Source organism: Paenibacillus sp. FSL K6-4396 (assembly GCF_038002525.1).
Lineage (GTDB): Bacteria > Bacillota > Bacilli > Paenibacillales > Paenibacillaceae > Paenibacillus > Paenibacillus amylolyticus_B.
The window spans coordinates 4100261-4116316 of record NZ_JBBOCR010000001.1 but is presented as its reverse complement, the minus strand read 5'-3'; the positions used below and the strand labels follow the sequence as shown (position 1 = coordinate 4116316).

General features: G+C 44.1%; 17 protein-coding genes. 16 read left to right on the top strand and 1 reads right to left on the bottom strand.

All coding sequences use genetic code 11. The features are described 5' to 3' along the window. Nucleotides 1–284 precede the first annotated feature (284 nt). From MHB85_RS17810 to MHB85_RS17775, 8 genes are all read left to right on the top strand, one after another. Nucleotides 285–662, top strand: a complete 378-nt coding sequence (locus MHB85_RS17810; RefSeq protein ID WP_076210088.1) for a LysM peptidoglycan-binding domain-containing protein — start codon at nt 285–287, stop codon at nt 660–662. Nucleotides 663–757: 95 nt separating this feature from the next. Further along, a complete protein-coding gene (locus MHB85_RS17805) occupies nt 758–967 on the top strand; it encodes a DUF896 domain-containing protein (RefSeq protein ID WP_017688036.1) in 210 nt (69 codons plus the stop codon). Between the two features lie 125 nt (nt 968–1092). Then, entirely contained in the window at nt 1093–1602 is a 510-nt protein-coding gene (locus MHB85_RS17800; protein WP_091020707.1) for a hypothetical protein, read from the top strand. A 28-nt stretch (nt 1603–1630) separates the two neighbouring features. Next, nucleotides 1631–2422, top strand: a complete 792-nt coding sequence (locus MHB85_RS17795; protein WP_341073338.1) for an HAD family hydrolase — start codon at nt 1631–1633, stop codon at nt 2420–2422. Between the two features lie 587 nt (nt 2423–3009). Next, a complete protein-coding gene (locus MHB85_RS17790) occupies nt 3010–3939 on the top strand; it encodes an ABC transporter permease (protein ID WP_373419911.1) in 930 nt (309 codons plus the stop codon). Nucleotides 3940–3951: 12 nt separating this feature from the next. Further along, the gene (locus MHB85_RS17785; RefSeq protein ID WP_091020710.1) at nt 3952–4824 is read left to right on the top strand and encodes a carbohydrate ABC transporter permease; all 873 of its coding nucleotides are present in this window, start codon (nt 3952–3954) and stop codon (nt 4822–4824) included. Nucleotides 4825–4859: 35 nt separating this feature from the next. Continuing rightward, nucleotides 4860–6494 carry an ABC transporter substrate-binding protein gene (locus MHB85_RS17780; RefSeq protein ID WP_091020711.1) on the top strand — a complete coding sequence of 545 codons (1635 nt, stop codon included), beginning with the start codon at nt 4860–4862 and terminating at the stop codon, nt 6492–6494. A gap of 102 nt (nt 6495–6596) precedes the next feature. Next, the gene (locus MHB85_RS17775; protein ID WP_091020712.1) at nt 6597–7271 is read left to right on the top strand and encodes a GntR family transcriptional regulator; all 675 of its coding nucleotides are present in this window, start codon (nt 6597–6599) and stop codon (nt 7269–7271) included. A gap of 96 nt (nt 7272–7367) precedes the next feature. Here MHB85_RS17775 and MHB85_RS17770 read toward each other — a convergent pair whose 3' ends face one another. Continuing rightward, entirely contained in the window at nt 7368–7913 is a 546-nt protein-coding gene (locus MHB85_RS17770) for a cupin domain-containing protein (protein WP_047843398.1), read from the bottom strand. Between the two features lie 179 nt (nt 7914–8092). Between MHB85_RS17770 and metH the strand changes: the two genes are divergently transcribed. The 8 genes from metH (at nt 8093) to MHB85_RS17730 (ending at nt 16056) form a co-directional block, all read left to right on the top strand. Continuing rightward, the gene (gene metH / locus MHB85_RS17765) at nt 8093–11533 is read left to right on the top strand and encodes a methionine synthase (protein ID WP_192131075.1); all 3441 of its coding nucleotides are present in this window, start codon (nt 8093–8095) and stop codon (nt 11531–11533) included. A 77-nt stretch (nt 11534–11610) separates the two neighbouring features. Further along, nucleotides 11611–12549, top strand: a complete 939-nt coding sequence (gene rnz / locus MHB85_RS17760) for a ribonuclease Z (RefSeq protein ID WP_192131077.1) — start codon at nt 11611–11613, stop codon at nt 12547–12549. 128 nt (nt 12550–12677) lie between these two features. Beyond that, entirely contained in the window at nt 12678–12824 is a 147-nt protein-coding gene (locus MHB85_RS17755; protein ID WP_157116158.1) for a hypothetical protein, read from the top strand. A gap of 81 nt (nt 12825–12905) precedes the next feature. Next, nucleotides 12906–13715, top strand: coding sequence for a TIGR01457 family HAD-type hydrolase (locus MHB85_RS17750; protein ID WP_091020714.1), 810 nt, complete (start codon nt 12906–12908; stop codon nt 13713–13715). A 6-nt stretch (nt 13716–13721) separates the two neighbouring features. Beyond that, nucleotides 13722–14543: an Fpg/Nei family DNA glycosylase gene (locus MHB85_RS17745; RefSeq protein WP_091020715.1), complete on the top strand. Its 822-nt coding sequence runs from the start codon at nt 13722–13724 to the stop codon at nt 14541–14543. Continuing rightward, nucleotides 14533–15381 carry a deoxyribonuclease IV gene (locus tag MHB85_RS17740; RefSeq protein ID WP_105599240.1) on the top strand — a complete coding sequence of 283 codons (849 nt, stop codon included), beginning with the start codon at nt 14533–14535 and terminating at the stop codon, nt 15379–15381. The genes MHB85_RS17745 and MHB85_RS17740 overlap by 11 nt, the downstream gene beginning before the upstream one ends. 19 nt (nt 15382–15400) lie before the next feature. Further along, nucleotides 15401–15739 carry a cyclic-phosphate processing receiver domain-containing protein gene (locus tag MHB85_RS17735; protein WP_105599239.1) on the top strand — a complete coding sequence of 113 codons (339 nt, stop codon included), beginning with the start codon at nt 15401–15403 and terminating at the stop codon, nt 15737–15739. Next, on the top strand, nt 15739–16056 hold the full coding sequence (locus MHB85_RS17730) for a thioredoxin family protein (protein WP_091020717.1): 318 nt from the start codon (nt 15739–15741) through the stop codon (nt 16054–16056). The genes MHB85_RS17735 and MHB85_RS17730 overlap by 1 nt, the downstream gene beginning before the upstream one ends.

The window sequence follows — 16056 nt, the reverse complement described above, 5'->3', positions numbered from 1 at the left end:
CATTTTAGTAACGTTTGGGAAAATTATAACATAGAACCTCCGTTCGTACAAACATAAGTTCTAAATAAAATAGCATTAAATCAGTGTTTTTTAACTTATAGAACAGTAATTGTCCAAAAGTCAGAGCATAATACTGCAAATGCTTTGCAAAAGGAAGTGAAATAAGAAATTTCTCCTTCTAAAAAAGAAGCGAACAATTGTTCTGAAAATCTATTGAACAAAACAAGTGTTCGTGTTATATTGATTTCAACAGATAGGAACAAACGTTTGGAGGCGGGTATTTAATGAGATATTCTACTTATCAAAGCATTTATGAACCAATGAATTCGGAACTGGTGAAGTCTAACATAGGGAACTACAAGAAGGTTTTAGCGCGTTTCAAGATTTCTTCATGGATGTTAAAGGTAGCCATTACCTCTATGATTATATTTATTGGATGCAGCACCGTTTTAACTGTATTTGCTGGCAATGAGAATGATGTTCTGCCTGGAGGGAAGATTGCCGTTTCACAAGGGGAAACCTTATGGAGTATTTCTTTGGAACATAAACCGACGAATATGGATACACGTATTTATATAGAAGCAATTAAGAAAGTGAATCAACTTCATACGACTTCCATCCAAGTGGGTCAAGTACTAGCTCTACCGCAATTTGCAGAATAAAATGCACGTCAATGAGTGTTAGCGCGTGTCAGCTTGACAAGCAGCCTTTATAATGGCAAAGTTAATATGACTTTGTATTTTTGGAGGGGACAAGCTTGGATATAGATAGTCTGGTAGCACGCATTAACGAATTGGCTCGTAAGCAAAAGTCCACTGGATTGTCAGAGGAAGAACTTGCTGAACGTGCCGAGCTAAGAGAGATTTATTTGAGCAATATTCGCAGCAATTTCAGACAACAACTGGATACCATTGAGATTGTTGATGATGAGAATGACAAAGGCCACCAAGGCAAACTCAAACACTAACGAAACCTAATGATATCATTATGATATTTAGGTTTCTTCCTGTTATTTTGAGTGTGCAATTTATAGGGGGAAATGTTGGTTTGCAATTATGTAAGCCGATACAAAGACACATAAGGGGGATTCACATGTCGCGTTCGTTCGAGAGAACGGTTAAGAAAAATTCCAAGCAGTTAAATCAGCAACGCAAAAAAAGTGGTCAACCAATCACTGGTACACCAGGTGAAGAAGTCTTTAAGGGACGCAGCTTGTTGTTCCCAATATTTTTGATCGGTCTCGCCTTTTTGTATCTGTTTATGAGCACATTCCTTGTGCAAGCTCCAATGACAACTTGGGACTGGGTGACCATGCTGCTTTATGTATTTTTGGCAGTCATCTTCATGCTTCGCCGTCCATACATCAAGATTAGCAGTAATCGGATTATAACGACGAAGGGTAATCGTGAACGTTCAATCGGGGTTGAAGATATCGTCAAATTCAGAATTGAACCGGGTACAGTTGTTATCGAACATAACAGTCGCGGGAAAAGATGGGTGTTCACCAAGTTATTGAACCGTTACGATACAGATGCGATTGCAGAACGTTTGCTGAAATTTGCGAAAGCACACCAGATCACCGTGGAAACCGTCGAAAAGTAATTATTGCATAAAGGGGTAGATGATCGGAATGGCGTTAAAAGCGATTTTGTTCGACCTGGATGATACTTTATTATGGGATGAGCGTAGTGTTCGAGAAGCTTTTCATGAGACTTGTCTAATCGCAGCGCAAGAGACTGGGGTCAAACCAGAAGAACTTGAAGAAGCTGTTCGTAACGAGGCACGTGCACTGTATGAATCTTATGAGACCTTTCCTTTTACCAAAATGATTGGAATCAATCCGTTTGAAGGCCTTTGGGCCAACTTTACAGGTGGGGATCAAGCTGAGTTCCGTCAGTTGGAACAACTTGCTCCAGTTTACCGTAAAGAATCCTGGCGTCGTGGCTTGTTGAAGTTGGGTATAGATCGGGAAGATCTTGCTGAACAACTGGCCGCACAGTTTGGAGTAGAACGTAGATCCAGACCTCATGTGTACGAAGAAACGATGGATACTTTGCGTCAATTACAAGGGAAATACAAACTGTTGCTGTTAACGAACGGTTGTCCTGCTTTGCAACAAGAGAAGTTGGATGGTGTACCTGAATTGACTCCTTTCTTTGATGAGATTATTATCTCGGGTAACTTTGGAAAAGGAAAACCAGATCCGTCCATATTTGAGCATGCTTTGAGTAAACTGGGTGTTAAACCCGAAGAGAGCATGATGGTTGGGGACAAGTTGACGACGGATATTCGTGGTGCTCTATCAGCAGGCATCCAAGCCGTATGGATTAACCGTGAGCATAAGACCAACAATGAAACGTATGCGCCCGACCATGAAATCACGCATTTATCCGAATTAAATCAACTTATTGCTAAGTTCTGAGCAGATCAGCTATAACATCTTACCTCAGCACCCTGAAACATTGGAAGCTTCAATGAACGATGATATCGTTCTTGAAGTTACCAATGTTTTTTTATTTGATTTTATCGACTAAGTTACCTTGTTAAATGAGATTTTCATTTATTTTGCTAAAAGTTATTGAAATTAGGGGGGAGCTGGATTAAAATATAACTAACATACTAGTATGACTAGTATTTAGATTGTCCTAAGCAATTTCTTTTTGACTTACTTCATTAAAGGGAAGCAGGGAGTTATTGCTTATTATTTTCGATTAATTGTAAGCGCTTAATATTTTAGAATAGCTTCTTTCGATTTGGAGATCACACCACTTATTAAGTGCTAATGAATGATGTGAAGCACCTTGGATTGTGTGATTCTACATAATACATCAAATTGATATCGCTTACATTTGGCAAACATCTATTTCGTAGTGGGGGTGAAGTTAAAGGAGCTGTTGTCTTCTACAAGAGGAGAAACGATGGGAAATGTACATGAATTACTCTTACTTATCAAGTCCTGGATCGGAGTGAAAACACATGGAGTCGGAAACCGCTAAAACAACGTTAACCATGACATCTTTACGTAAAGAGAGCAGATTACGAACGGCAGCAACTTTGTTCCGCAAAGACTGGCAGCTGTATTCACTATTAATCCTTCCCATCATTTATCTCCTTATTTTCAAATATGGACCGATGATTGGTAATGTGATTGCGTTCAGACGTTTTGTTCCCGGGGGAAGTATATTTGGAGAAAAGTGGGTTGGATTAAGGTACTTCAGAATGTTCATTGAGGACCCTACCTTCTGGAGAGTATTCGGTAATACGCTGATGTTAGGCGGACTTGCGTTACTCTTTACATTCCCGGTTCCAATCATTTTTGCCTTGATGCTTAACGAAGTGAAAAGTAAACGATTCAAGAAGTTTGTACAGACCGCGTCTTATCTGCCTCATTTTCTGTCTATCGTTATCGTTGCAGGTATGATCCTGCAGCTGACAGCAGTGAATGGTTCCATTAATGGACTGGTGGCTTTCTTCACCGGAGACAATATTCCTTTTATGCAGCGGGCTGAGTGGTTCAGAACAATCTATATCACTTCTGAGGTATGGCAGGGTATGGGTTGGGGAGCGATTTTGTATCTGGCTGCACTGACAACCATTGATGATTCTTTGTATGAAGCTGCACGTATCGATGGTGCCAACCGGTGGAAGCAGACGATTCATGTAACGTTACCAGGGATCTTGCCAACGATTGTGACGTTATTGATTTTGAACATGGGTAATTTCCTGGCTGTTGGATTTGAAAAAATCTTGCTCTTGTACAACCCACTGATCTACGAGACATCTGATGTGATCTCCACTTACCTGTATCGGGTCGGACTGGAATCCAGTAACTTCAGTTATGCTACCGCAATTGGCTTGTTCGAATCGCTGATCGGTCTGATTCTGGTGTTCTCCGTAAATGCCATCTCACGCAGACTGACACAAAGAAGCTTATGGTAAAGGAGGAGCATCATGCAGGAATCCAGATCTTATAAGGTATTTAAAGTATTCAATGTCATCTTTCTGCTGTTCGTGGTATTTATAACGCTCTATCCATTCTTAAATGTCGTGGCACAATCCTTCAGTAGTGAGTCCTATATTAATTCGGGTAAGGTTAGTTTGTTCCCAAGAGGATTCAATGTGGAGACGTATAAGACCATCTCGCGTGACAGCATGTTCTGGACTAATTATAAAAATACAATTATTTACACTGTAGTAGGTACGTTAATCTCCATGTTCATGACGACTATTTTCGCCTATGCCCTGTCCAAAAAGAGGTTGATGGGTCGCAAGTTTTTGACGATGTTCGCCGTGTTCACGATGTTCTTCAGTGGTGGATTGATTCCAAACTATGTGTTGATTAATTCCCTTGGGTTCAACAACACCATGTGGGCACTTGTTGTTCCTGGCGCAATTAGCATATACAACATGCTGATCATGAAGTCATTTTTTGAAAATATGCCTGAAGAATTGGAGGAAGCTGCCTCCATTGACGGTTTGAACACCTACGGGATCTTGCTACGCATTATATTGCCGCTAAGTAAAGCCGTTATGGCAACCATGGTGCTGTTCTACGCAGTAGGTCATTGGAATTCATGGTTCCCAGCCTTTCTGTATTTGGACAAAAAAGAACTGTTCCCGGTCACCATTTATTTGCGCAATATGATTGCAGGAGCGACTAGCGGAGCGACTGCCGGTGCAACCTCAGCCGATAACCTGACACAGATTGCTGCCAATATTAAGTCAGTAACGATGGTACTCACCATCTTGCCGATACTCACCATCTATCCATTTGTCCAAAGATACTTTGTAACCGGTATCATGTTAGGGTCTGTTAAGCAGTAAGGTCAAACTAAACCAAATTCAGGGGGATAACCTAAATGAATCAAAAACCACGTAAGTTTGTTGGTAAAATGGTGTTGGCATCAATGATGACCGTTGTTCTGGCAGCATGTAGTAGCGGTACTGGAGCTGGAGGTGACGTCACAGAAGTTCAAACCAAGGCAGCGATGGAGACGTACAATGTAGGGGATACATTCAAGGCGACTGAGCCGTTTAATCTATCGATACTGTATAGTGATCAACCTACCTATCCGTACAAAAAAGACTGGTTGCTTTTCAAAAAGTTGACTGAAATGACTGGTGTTACACTTGAGCCAACGATTGTTCCTATGAGTGACTATTCTCAGAAGAGATCTCTTCTAATCAGTTCTGGTGATGCACCGCTGGTTATTCCAAAGACCTATCCTGGTGAAGAATCTGCTTTTGTATCCTCCGGTGCGATTCTGCCCGTTAGTGATTATATTGATTTGATGCCCAACTTCAAGGATAAAGTGGAAAAATGGGGATTGGAAGAAGAAATCGAAGGACTTCGACAGGAAGATGGCAAGTATTATGTACTCCCGGGTCTGCATGAAGAAGTATGGCCAGATTATACATTAATCGTAAGAACAGATGTTTTTGAAGAAAATAACATTGCTATCCCAACCACATGGGATGAACTGTATGACGCAGCAAAGAAACTCAAAGAGCTGTACCCGGATTCCGTTCCGTTCTCGGACCGTTTCAAATTTAATAGCACATTAGGTATTGCAGCTACCGGCTTTGGTACCAAGGCTGGATGGGGTTTTGGTAACGGATTGACGTATAAGGAAGATCAGGATCAATTTGTGTACACGGCTACAACACCAGAATACAAAGAGATGCTAACGTACTTTAACAAGTTGGTATCCGAAGGATTGCTGGACAAAGAAAGTTTCACACAGGATGATGATCAGGCTGTACAGAAATTTGTATCCGGCAAATCATTCATGATTAATGGTAATTCCCAAACGGTGGTGCTGCACCGAAATGATATGAACAAAACGCTGGGAGAAGGTAAATACTCAGTTGCAAAGATTACAGTACCTGGTGGACCAAAAGGGCAATTAATGTCTGGCTCCAGACTTGAAAACGGTGTTATGATATCCGGAAAAATTCAAAAAAGCGAAAACTTCAAAGCTATTATGCAATTTATTGATTGGTTATACTACAGCGATGAGGGTCAAGAGTTCGCCAAATGGGGCGTTGAAGGCGAAACATTTACCAAAGAGGGCGGAACACGTAAATTGGTAGAAGACGTGAACTACAATGGCTTGAATCCGAAAGGAACGAAAGATCTGCGTATTGACTTTGGTTTCTCTGGTGGAGTATTTGCCTATGGTGGTACCACAGATCTGCTGCAATCGATGTTTAGTGAAGAAGAGTTGAAATTCCAACAAGACATGAAGGATACCAAGGAAGTGATCCCGGCAGAACCACCGATTCCTTACTCTTCTGAGGACCGTGAACGGGTGACGCTTCTGAGTACACCACTGAAAGATTATTCGGATCAAAATACACTTAAATTTATCTTGGGTGAGCGGGACTTGTCTGAATTCGATATGTTTGCCAAAGAGCTGGATAGTCAAGGGTTATCTAATTATCTGAAACTGGCAAATGATACGTACAAAGCCTACAAAGAAAACAAGCAATAATATAGTTGATGCTGGCCAGATTACCGTTTCACACCGATATATAAGTGGAACGGTAATTTGTGCTAAGATGAATGAATACGGCTGATAGAAAGAGGTCTAGGCATGTCACTTAATCAAAAAATTAGAGGCTCGACCCGGGCATATTCATATAACCTGTTAAAAGAACGGATTCTTCATCTGGAACTTAAGCCGGGTACGAAGATTTCGGAGAAAGAGATTGCAGATGAACTGCAGGTGAGCAGAACACCCGTGAGAGAAGCATTTATGAAGCTTGCTGAAGAAGAACTGCTGGACATTATTCCCCAGAGTGGGACGATCGTCTCTCATATTAATCTGGAGCATGTGGAAGAAGGCAGGTTTATGCGGGAGAAGATGGAGAAGGAAATCGTGACTTTGGCTTGTGTTTCTTTTCCTGAAGAGTTCAGATTTCGACTTGAAACCAACATTGCAATGCAGGAAGTCTGTATAGGGAAAAACAATTTCTATCGGCTTTTTGAACTGGATGAAGAGTTTCATCAGATTTTGTTCCAGGGCACGGGTAAGCTGAGAACATGGAAAATGTTGCAACAACTGAATATTCCGTTTAATCGGTTGCGTTTATTACGTCTAGCGGAAGACTCCAACCTGGAGGTCATTATCTCCCAGCACAAAGAGATTTATCGTCTTATCACAGAACGTCAGACCGAGCAAGCTGTTCAGGTGATGGAAGCTCACCTTAGACTAGTTGTTATTGAACAGGAATCGATTAAGGCGAAATACCCGCATTATTTTATATAATGCACCGATGTTGTATACTACTCTCCATATGAATAAGCGAAAACCCCTGTTCAATTGAACAGGGGTTTTGGTTAAGCAAGTTGTAACACGAGAGTGTTAGGCTTGTTTGATAAAAGTAGGATCAGGGTATGGATCTGCAATCCAGCCATCTTTTTCGATGAACAGACGTACAGCAATTATTTGTTTGTTCTCCATTAAAGTGAAGAAGTGCGGTGTATTCTCAGGTACAGAGATAACGTCTCCAGGAGACAGTTCTACATTAAAGTAGCCCACATCATCTGTAGCTTTGATAACAAAGATTCCTTTACCAGCGACAATTGCACGGATCTCATCTTCAGCGTGGGTGTGGATCTCTTCGAACTTGGCCAGCTTTTCTTCGATATCTGGTGTTTGTTCGGACAGCGTGATGACATCCCATATCTGGTATCCGCGACGTGCAGCCAAATCTCTGATTTCATAATCGTAAGTTTCCAAAACCTCGGTTTTCTGTTCATCAGTTAATCCAAAGTTATTTTGCAGATCAGTGTTCAGTTTGGATGCGTCCCACTTCTCATATAATACTTCGTATTTGTTCAAGAAATTTCGAACATTTTCGTCACCAGTGATGCGTTCGTTCGTATTTCGGATAACAATTTCAGCCATGTTCTTTCCCTCTTTTCCACTTGGTTTAATTGAATTATATCGGATTGCTTTGTTTTTGTCGATTCTCAAATTCCGTTCATATTCGTGCAAACCCGCCATCTTTCGGGACCAAACCCGATCTTTCACATTAAGTTAGTTTCTGTTAAACTAAGATTTAACGTTTTGCGGGGGTGAAGATATTGGATAAGATTAGTCTACACGATGCATTAAAACAACGAATATTAATCCTCGACGGTGCAATGGGGACCATGATTCAACAAGTTGATCTGACTGGCGAAGATTTTGGCGGCGATGATTTGGATGGATGTAATGAAATGTTGGTGCTTACTCGTCCAGAGCTCATCCAGCGCGTTCATGAAGAATATCTGGAGGCTGGCGCCGACTTAATTGAAACCAATACATTTGGTGCCACATCCGTTGTGCTTGCTGAATACGATATTCAGGATCGGGCACGTGAGATCAACCTGGAAGCAGCCAGAATTGCGAAAGCTGCGGTTGATCGTTTCTCTACACCGGAATCTCCACGTTATGTGGTAGGTGCGATGGGACCAACAACCAAAACACTGTCTGTAACTGGGGGAGTAACCTTCCAGGAACTTATCGACAGTTATTTGGAGCAAGCGCTTGCTTTAATAGAGGGAGGCGTTGATGCGCTACTACTCGAAACCTCACAGGATACCCTCAATGTAAAAGCAGGCAGCATTGGAATTCAGCAGGCCTTCAAACAGAGTGGTGTTACACTGCCCCTGATGATATCAGGAACGATAGAACCGATGGGAACGACTCTTGCGGGTCAGAACATCGAATCCTTTTATATATCCTTAGAACACCTTAACCCAATTTCGGTAGGACTAAACTGTGCTACGGGTCCTGAGTTCATGCGTGATCACATTCGCTCGCTTTCCGGAATGGCATCGGTTGCCGTTAGTTGTTACCCGAACGCGGGTCTTCCGGATGAGAACGGTAATTACCATGAGTCACCAGACTCGCTTGCACAGAAGATTGGTGCTTTTGCCGAACAGGGCTGGTTGAATATTGCTGGTGGATGTTGCGGGACAACCCCTGCACATATTCGGGCGATGCGCGATACACTTGCCCAGTACCCCCCAAGAGAAATGAACGGAACACATCCACCGGCATTGTCTGGTATAGAACCAATCTACATTGAACAGGACAATCGTCCATACATGGTTGGTGAGCGTACGAACGTGCTGGGATCACGGAAATTCAAACGACTCATTGTAGAAGGTAAATATGAAGAAGCTTCGGAAATTGCACGTGCTCAAGTGAAAAATGGAGCGCACATTGTTGACGTGTGTGTACAAGATCCGGACCGCGAAGAGTCTGAAGACATGGTGAAGTTCCTTGAATTGGTTGTAAAAAAAGTGAAGGTTCCTCTCATGATTGATACGACAGATGCTTCAGTAATTGATCTGGCCCTTCAGTACTCACAAGGTAAAGCGATAATTAACTCCATTAACCTTGAGGATGGCGAAGAGAAATTTGAGCTGATTACGCCGTTGCTTCATAAATATGGTGGTGCGGTAGTTGTCGGAACGATTGACGAACGGGGTCAGGCGATTAGTCGAGAAGACAAGCTTGACGTAGCCAAGCGCTCTTACGATTTGCTGGTGAATAAATATGGTCTCAAACCAGAAGACCTCATTTTTGATACGTTGGTGTTCCCGGTAGGTACGGGAGATGAACAGTACATCGGCTCAGCCAAAGAAACTATTGAAGGTATAAGAGTGATTAAGGAAGCGATGCCTGAATGTCATACGATACTCGGGATCAGTAACATTTCATTCGGACTGCCTGAAGCAGGTCGTGAAGTGCTGAACTCTGTATTCTTGTATGAATGTACCAAAGCAGGTCTCGACTATGCCATCGTGAACACAGAGAAACTGGAGCGTTATGCGTCCATTCCAGAAGAAGAACGCAGGCTCTCGGAAGAGCTTTTATATAACACAAATGATGAAACTTTGGCGGCGTTCGTAGCGGCGTTCCGTAACAAGAAGGTTGAGAAGAAGGAAAAAATCTCGAACCTTTCATTAGAAGAGCGTCTCGCTTCATATGTAGTAGAAGGAAGTAAAGAAGGATTGTTGCCAGATCTCGAACAAGCACTTGCCAAATACACAGCACTTCAAGTGATTAACGGTCCACTGATGCGGGGGATGGAGGAAGTAGGTCGTCTCTTTAACAACAATGAGTTAATTGTAGCTGAGGTGTTGCAGAGTGCGGAGGTTATGAAGGCTTCTGTAGCATATCTGGAGCAATTCATGGAGAAGAACGAGACTTCGGTTAAAGGCAAGATCATTCTGGCCACTGTCAAGGGCGATGTGCATGACATCGGTAAAAACCTGGTTGAGATCATCCTGTCCAATAACGGTTACCAGATCATTAATTTGGGTATAAAAGTACCACCAGAACGTATCATTGAGGCGTACCGAGAAGAAAAAGTCGATGCTATCGGCCTCTCGGGGCTATTGGTAAAATCAGCGCAACAGATGATTCTTACCGCTCAGGATTTGCGAACAGCAGGTATTGATGTGCCTATTATGGTTGGTGGAGCGGCGCTAACACGTAAATTCACCAAAAATCGCATTCGTCCTGAATATAACGGAATGGTTGTATACGCTAAAGACGCGATGGACGGTCTGGATCTGGCGAACAAATTGATGAACCCCGTTTCACGTGAAGCGATGCAACTGGAGATGGAAGCAGAAAAAGAAGCTGATGCTTCAAGTGCTGTAGCTGTTCAGACTCTTCCAGCCCTTACGCGAGTGGAACGTTCGGATATCGCTGTAGATAACCCGGTTCTTGTCCCGCCTGATCTGGAGCGGCATACGATGCGTAACTACCCATTATCACATATCTTGCCATATGTGAACATGCAGATGTTGCTTGGACATCATCTGGGGTTGCGCGGTTCAGTAGAACAACTGCTTGCTTCAGGTGATAAGAAGGCTACTAACCTGAAAGCAGTCGTGGATGATATCATGCAAGAGGCTGTTCGTGACGGGATTATTCAGGCGCATGCCATGTATCGTTTCTTCCCGGCTCAGTCCAGTGGTAATAGCGTCATCATCTATGATCCAAAGGACACCAGCAATATTTTGCATACTTTTACGTTCCCACGTCAAAAAGTCGAGCCGTTCCTGTGCCTGTCCGACTTCCTGAAACCTGTTGAATCTGGTCAGATGGATTACGTTGGTTTCATGGTTGTTACGGCCGGACACGGTGTACGTGAACTATCCACGGCGTGGAAAGATCAAGGGGATTATCTTCGCTCGCATGCTCTGCAATCCGTAGCGCTTGAAGTAGCAGAGGGATTAGCTGAACGTGTGCATCATATGATGAGAGATATCTGGGGATTCCCGGATTCTGCCCAGATGACCATGAAGCAACGTCACGGTGCACGTTATCAAGGGATCAGGGTATCTTTTGGATATCCAGCTTGTCCGGATCTGGAAGACCAAGGACCGCTGTTCAAGTTGCTGCAGCCTGAGGATATCGGTGTGGAATTGACGGAAGGTTTCATGATGGAACCTGAAGCTTCCGTATCAGCGATGGTATTCAGCCATCCGCAAGCTAAGTATTTTAATGTAGAGAAGGCATAAATTCAGTAGAGTGTCAGGCAAAGCCCTCCGCATTGTCGGAGGTTTTTTGCTGGCAACAGAAAGAGGTGCGATCCAGAATGGAACTATATTTCCTGGGAACTAATGCTGGTGTACCTACGCTTCAACGGAATGTAACTTCCATTGGGCTACGCATGTTGGATGAGCGCAGAGCTTTGTGGTTGTTTGACTGCGGGGAAGGAACGCAGCACCAGATATTAAGTTCTCCGCTTAAACTAAGTAAATTGGAGAAAATATTCATTACTCACCTGCATGGTGATCATGTATTTGGACTTCCAGGACTGCTTTCAAGCAGAGCCTATCAAGGTGGCACCACACCATTAACCGTATATGGTCCGCCAGGTACGGAACGAATGATCAGTACAACAATGGAGCTTAGCCAATCCCGGGTTAACTATGATTTGAATATCGTGGAACATACGGGCGGCGTCCTGTTCGAGGATGACAGTTTTATCGTGGAAGCTGCTTTGCTTGAGCATCGGATTGACAGCTATGGATACCGGATTACGGAAAAAGATCGTCCAGGAAGCCTGGACCCAGCCAAACTGGCGGAATACGGTTTGAAACCAGGCCCATTGTTCGGCCGGCTGAAACGTGGAGAAACCATTACGCTGGATAACGGTGATACGCTTCGTCCAGAAGATGTATTGGGAGCGCCAAAACGAGGCATGGTTATCACCATATTGGGTGATACACGTCCATGTGACAACGTACAGCCACTTTCCATCAATGCAGATGTACTTGTGCATGAAGCTACATTCATGCATGACTTGGCTGATACAGCGCATGAGTACTATCATAGTACATCTAAACAAGCGGCAGAAGCGGCTAGAGCAGCAAATGTAGGGCAACTAATCATGACTCACTTCAGTTCACGCTATAAGGATGAGGATCAACTTCAGCCACTTTTGGAAGAGGCGCAGTCCGTATTCCCGAATACCAGACTTGCAAACGAACACCAGCTTATTCCTGTCGTGCATCGCAAGCAAGAATCTTAACCCTGATTGCGAACCAGTTCACGGTTAAACATGTCATATAAAGATCCGGGTAATTGCACGGGACTGAGGGAGAGGAACTCCCGCGGTCCCTTTTGCAATCTGGCCAGAAAGCGTGTAGGATGGGCAATATGAAGAGGGAAATGATTCAAATTATTTTCCGGGAAAGCGCAGGAAATGACAAGCTTGTACAGAAGACGCGCGAGTTAAACCGTCGGTGTTCGATCCGGTTCGACTTGTTGCGTGCATATGCCAGCAAGCCATTATTTTTTGCCTGAATACATAGGTTCGCGTTCAAGTTCGAGGTAAATGATTAAGGACATGAAACGTTAATGGAATGAAGAAAGGAAGTGCTGTGTGTGATTAAGGCCTATCTGATTGACTTGGATGGTACGCTCTATCATGGCAGACATCGTATCGAAGGAGCCGATCAGCTTATTCGAACACTGCAAGAGCTAGGAAAGCCGTATTTATTCGTAACAAATAATTCTTCCCGTACACCACAAGGTGTGGCAGATCATTTGAACGGGATGGGCATACCTGCCGACGCGTCTCAAGTATGTACTTCTGCTGTGGCGGCGGCTGAATATGTTGCTGAAGAGTCCCCGGGTGCAAAAGTGGCATGTATTGGAGAAGCAGGACTGCTGGAAGCCATAGAAGAAGCAGGACTTCAGCTGACGGAAGATGCACCAGATTACGTGATACAGGGGATTGATCGTGAATTTTCCTATCATAAACTGACCAAGGCGCTAAGGTGGATTAATGCGGGATCAAAATTCATCATGACCAACCCGGATCTGCAGCTTCCTTCCGATGATGGACTGACACCTGGAGCGGGGACTATTGGAGCAGCAATTGAAGCTGCGACCGGAGTTCATCCTACAGTCATAGGCAAGCCATCGAGTGTTATAATGAAGTCGGCCATTAGCCGGCTAAACCTGGCGTCTCATGAAGTGGCAGTGATCGGAGATAATATGCGAACCGATATTGCAGCTGGAGTGGCAGCAGGGTGTGAGACGCTGTTGGTACTTACCGGTGTGACAACCCGGGATAATATGGATGGACACATTCAAGCAGCGAAGGCTCGACCTGATCATGTGTTTGAAGATTTGCATAAATTGATGGAGTGGCTGTCGCAAGAGGCAGACCAAGCTTCCAAAAAGGGGTAATGTACGATGCCGGAACTGCCGGAAATGGAAAATTACCGGACCTTGCTGTCCGAGGAAATACTTGATCTACTGATTACAGGTGTTGTAATTAACCGCGATAAAACGATAAATACGGAGCCTGATCTGTTCATCAATGAACTTACAGGTAATCGCATCATATTTGTTGAGCGCCGCGCGAAGCATCTGATTTTCCACTTGGCTAATGGCAAACGTCTGGTGCTGCACCTCATGTTGGGCGGTATGATTTTCTGGGGCACGGAAGAGGAACGCCCTGATCGTTCCACACAAGTGGAAATCCAGTTTGGCGATCACATTTTGTTCTTCATTGGTCTGCGCTTGGGTTATTTACATCTGCTTACTTCGAAAGAAACCGAAGAGGCGATGTCTGATCTTGGACCTGAACCTTTGGATCGACGGATGAACGTGGAACGTTTTGCTTCTTTATTGAAAGGTCGTCGGGGTACACTTAAGACAACATTGGTAAACCAGCATATCATTGCAGGAATTGGCAACTGTTATTCGGATGAGATTGCTTTTGCTGCCGGCCTGAGACCAAGCTCTAAAACGCAGAACATCGCGACTTCACCAGAGTTGACGGAGCGCTTGTTCCATTCGATGCAGTCCGTGTTGCGTGAAGCAGCTTCTGAGGGTGGCTATATGGAAATGCCACTGATGCAAGGGGATACGAAGACAGGAAGTTTTGACGAGCAATGTCGCGTATACGATCGGGAAGGCGAGACTTGTCCGCGCTGCGGGGGAACAATTGAACGAGTGGAAATTACGGGCAAGAAGGCATTCTTCTGTCCGAAATGCCAGCATGAAGCCTAAAACCGGAATTGGGGCACATGTCAGCACCAGAGGTGGATTTCTTCAGGCAGCCAAAAGAGCACATGCGATGGGGGCTACGGCGTTTCAGTATTTTCCGAAGAACCCGCGTAGTCTCAGCCTGAAAAGTCTGGACCTCAAGGATGCTGAGCAGTGCAGGGATTGGTGTGAACAGCATGGACTTGCTTCGATTGCCCATTCACCCTATCCCACGAATCCGGCGTTGGGCATGACCCGTGGAGAGGCGGGGTTTCATGCCACAATAGCTTCTATTCGCAATGATCTTGAAATTTCGAATGCTTGCGGTTCCGTTGGGACGGTGGTCCATTTTGGACATATCAAAACAAACGATCCGTTGGAGGGTTATCAGAACCTCATTCATTGTCTGGATACCGCCTTGGAGAATTGGAATGGTCATTCGAAGGTGCTGCTTGAGAATCAGGCAGGTGATCATGGCCCCATGGGCACGACAATGGAAGAAATGATACAGATTCGCAAATTAAGCCGATATCCGGAGCATATTGCTTTTTGTTTTGACACATGCCATGCTTTTGCTTCAGGTTTGTGGTCGTCAGGAAACGAAGCGGCGATGCTCGATAAGGGCAGGATGCTCGGATATTGGGATAATGTTGCTGCTATACATTTTAATGATTCCAAATATGCATCTGGTTTGTCTAAGGATAGACATGCAAGGATCGGACAGGGATATATAGGAAATGAATCAATGAAAGCATTGTTAAAGGCGCCTGAGTTCCAAAATGCGGTTGTTGTGCTCGAGACAGAAACGGGCGAAGATGGAACGCACCGTGATGATATAGCGCTCATGCGTTCCTGGCTATAATGGGGAGAGGAGCGATTGTATGCATGTTTTTTTGGATGACTATCGGGCATGTCCGAAAGGTTTTGTTCTGGCAACGAATGCAGAAGAGTGCCTGATGCTACTAAGAGAAGGTGACGTGGACATTTTGTCTCTGGATTATGAGCTTGGTCCAGATTCGCCCAATGGCGGTGAGGTCGCGGCATCTATTGTACGAGAAGGTTTATTTCCGCGCGAGATCTATTTGCATACGTCCAGTATGTTTGGGAAACGCCAGATGTACGAGGTGTTATACAGCAATAAACCGGATTCGGTAACCATTCATAATGGACCAATGACGGGTGAGGTCATGCTGCGTGTTGCTGCGGGAGAAGAAAGTTAATGAAGCCAATTACATCCAAAATGTTAATGCGTAGTGTATGGGAAGGCATGCCACAGGCTGTATTTATATATACCCCTTTATGTGGGACATGTGCGGCAGCACGGCGTATGTTAGAGGTCGTTGAGCACATGCTGCCAGAAGGTATTTTATCTGAAATGAACATTCATGATATTCCTGAACTTGTACAACAATTTCAAATTTCAAGCGTTCCAGCAGTGATGCTTTTTGATGGCCAACAAGATGTTCCAAAAATGGTTTATCGGATGAGCTCTGTGGAGCATTTGCTCTCGGAGATCCGGAAGGTGGTGCTGAAATGA

Bases quoted from the DNA above. Each gene is read 5' to 3' on its own strand.
- MHB85_RS17800 (WP_091020707.1), top strand. From the start codon at position 1,093: ATGTCGCGTTCGTTCGAGAGAACGGTTAAGAAAAATTCCAAGCAGTTA.
- MHB85_RS17790 (WP_373419911.1), top strand. From the start codon at position 3,010: ATGACATCTTTACGTAAAGAGAGCAGATTACGAACGGCAGCAACTTTG.
- MHB85_RS17755 (WP_157116158.1), top strand. From the start codon at position 12,678: ATGAAGAGGGAAATGATTCAAATTATTTTCCGGGAAAGCGCAGGAAAT.
- MHB85_RS17795 (WP_341073338.1), top strand. From the start codon at position 1,631: ATGGCGTTAAAAGCGATTTTGTTCGACCTGGATGATACTTTATTATGG.
- MHB85_RS17730 (WP_091020717.1), top strand. From the start codon at position 15,739: ATGAAGCCAATTACATCCAAAATGTTAATGCGTAGTGTATGGGAAGGC.
- MHB85_RS17745 (WP_091020715.1), top strand. From the start codon at position 13,722: ATGCCGGAACTGCCGGAAATGGAAAATTACCGGACCTTGCTGTCCGAG.
- MHB85_RS17810 (WP_076210088.1), top strand. From the start codon at position 285: ATGAGATATTCTACTTATCAAAGCATTTATGAACCAATGAATTCGGAA.
- MHB85_RS17770 (WP_047843398.1), bottom strand. From the start codon at position 7,913: ATGGCTGAAATTGTTATCCGAAATACGAACGAACGCATCACTGGTGAC.
- MHB85_RS17740 (WP_105599240.1), top strand. From the start codon at position 14,533: ATGAAGCCTAAAACCGGAATTGGGGCACATGTCAGCACCAGAGGTGGA.
- rnz (WP_192131077.1), top strand. From the start codon at position 11,611: ATGGAACTATATTTCCTGGGAACTAATGCTGGTGTACCTACGCTTCAA.
- MHB85_RS17775 (WP_091020712.1), top strand. From the start codon at position 6,597: ATGTCACTTAATCAAAAAATTAGAGGCTCGACCCGGGCATATTCATAT.
- MHB85_RS17785 (WP_091020710.1), top strand. From the start codon at position 3,952: ATGCAGGAATCCAGATCTTATAAGGTATTTAAAGTATTCAATGTCATC.
- MHB85_RS17735 (WP_105599239.1), top strand. From the start codon at position 15,401: ATGCATGTTTTTTTGGATGACTATCGGGCATGTCCGAAAGGTTTTGTT.
- MHB85_RS17780 (WP_091020711.1), top strand. From the start codon at position 4,860: ATGAATCAAAAACCACGTAAGTTTGTTGGTAAAATGGTGTTGGCATCA.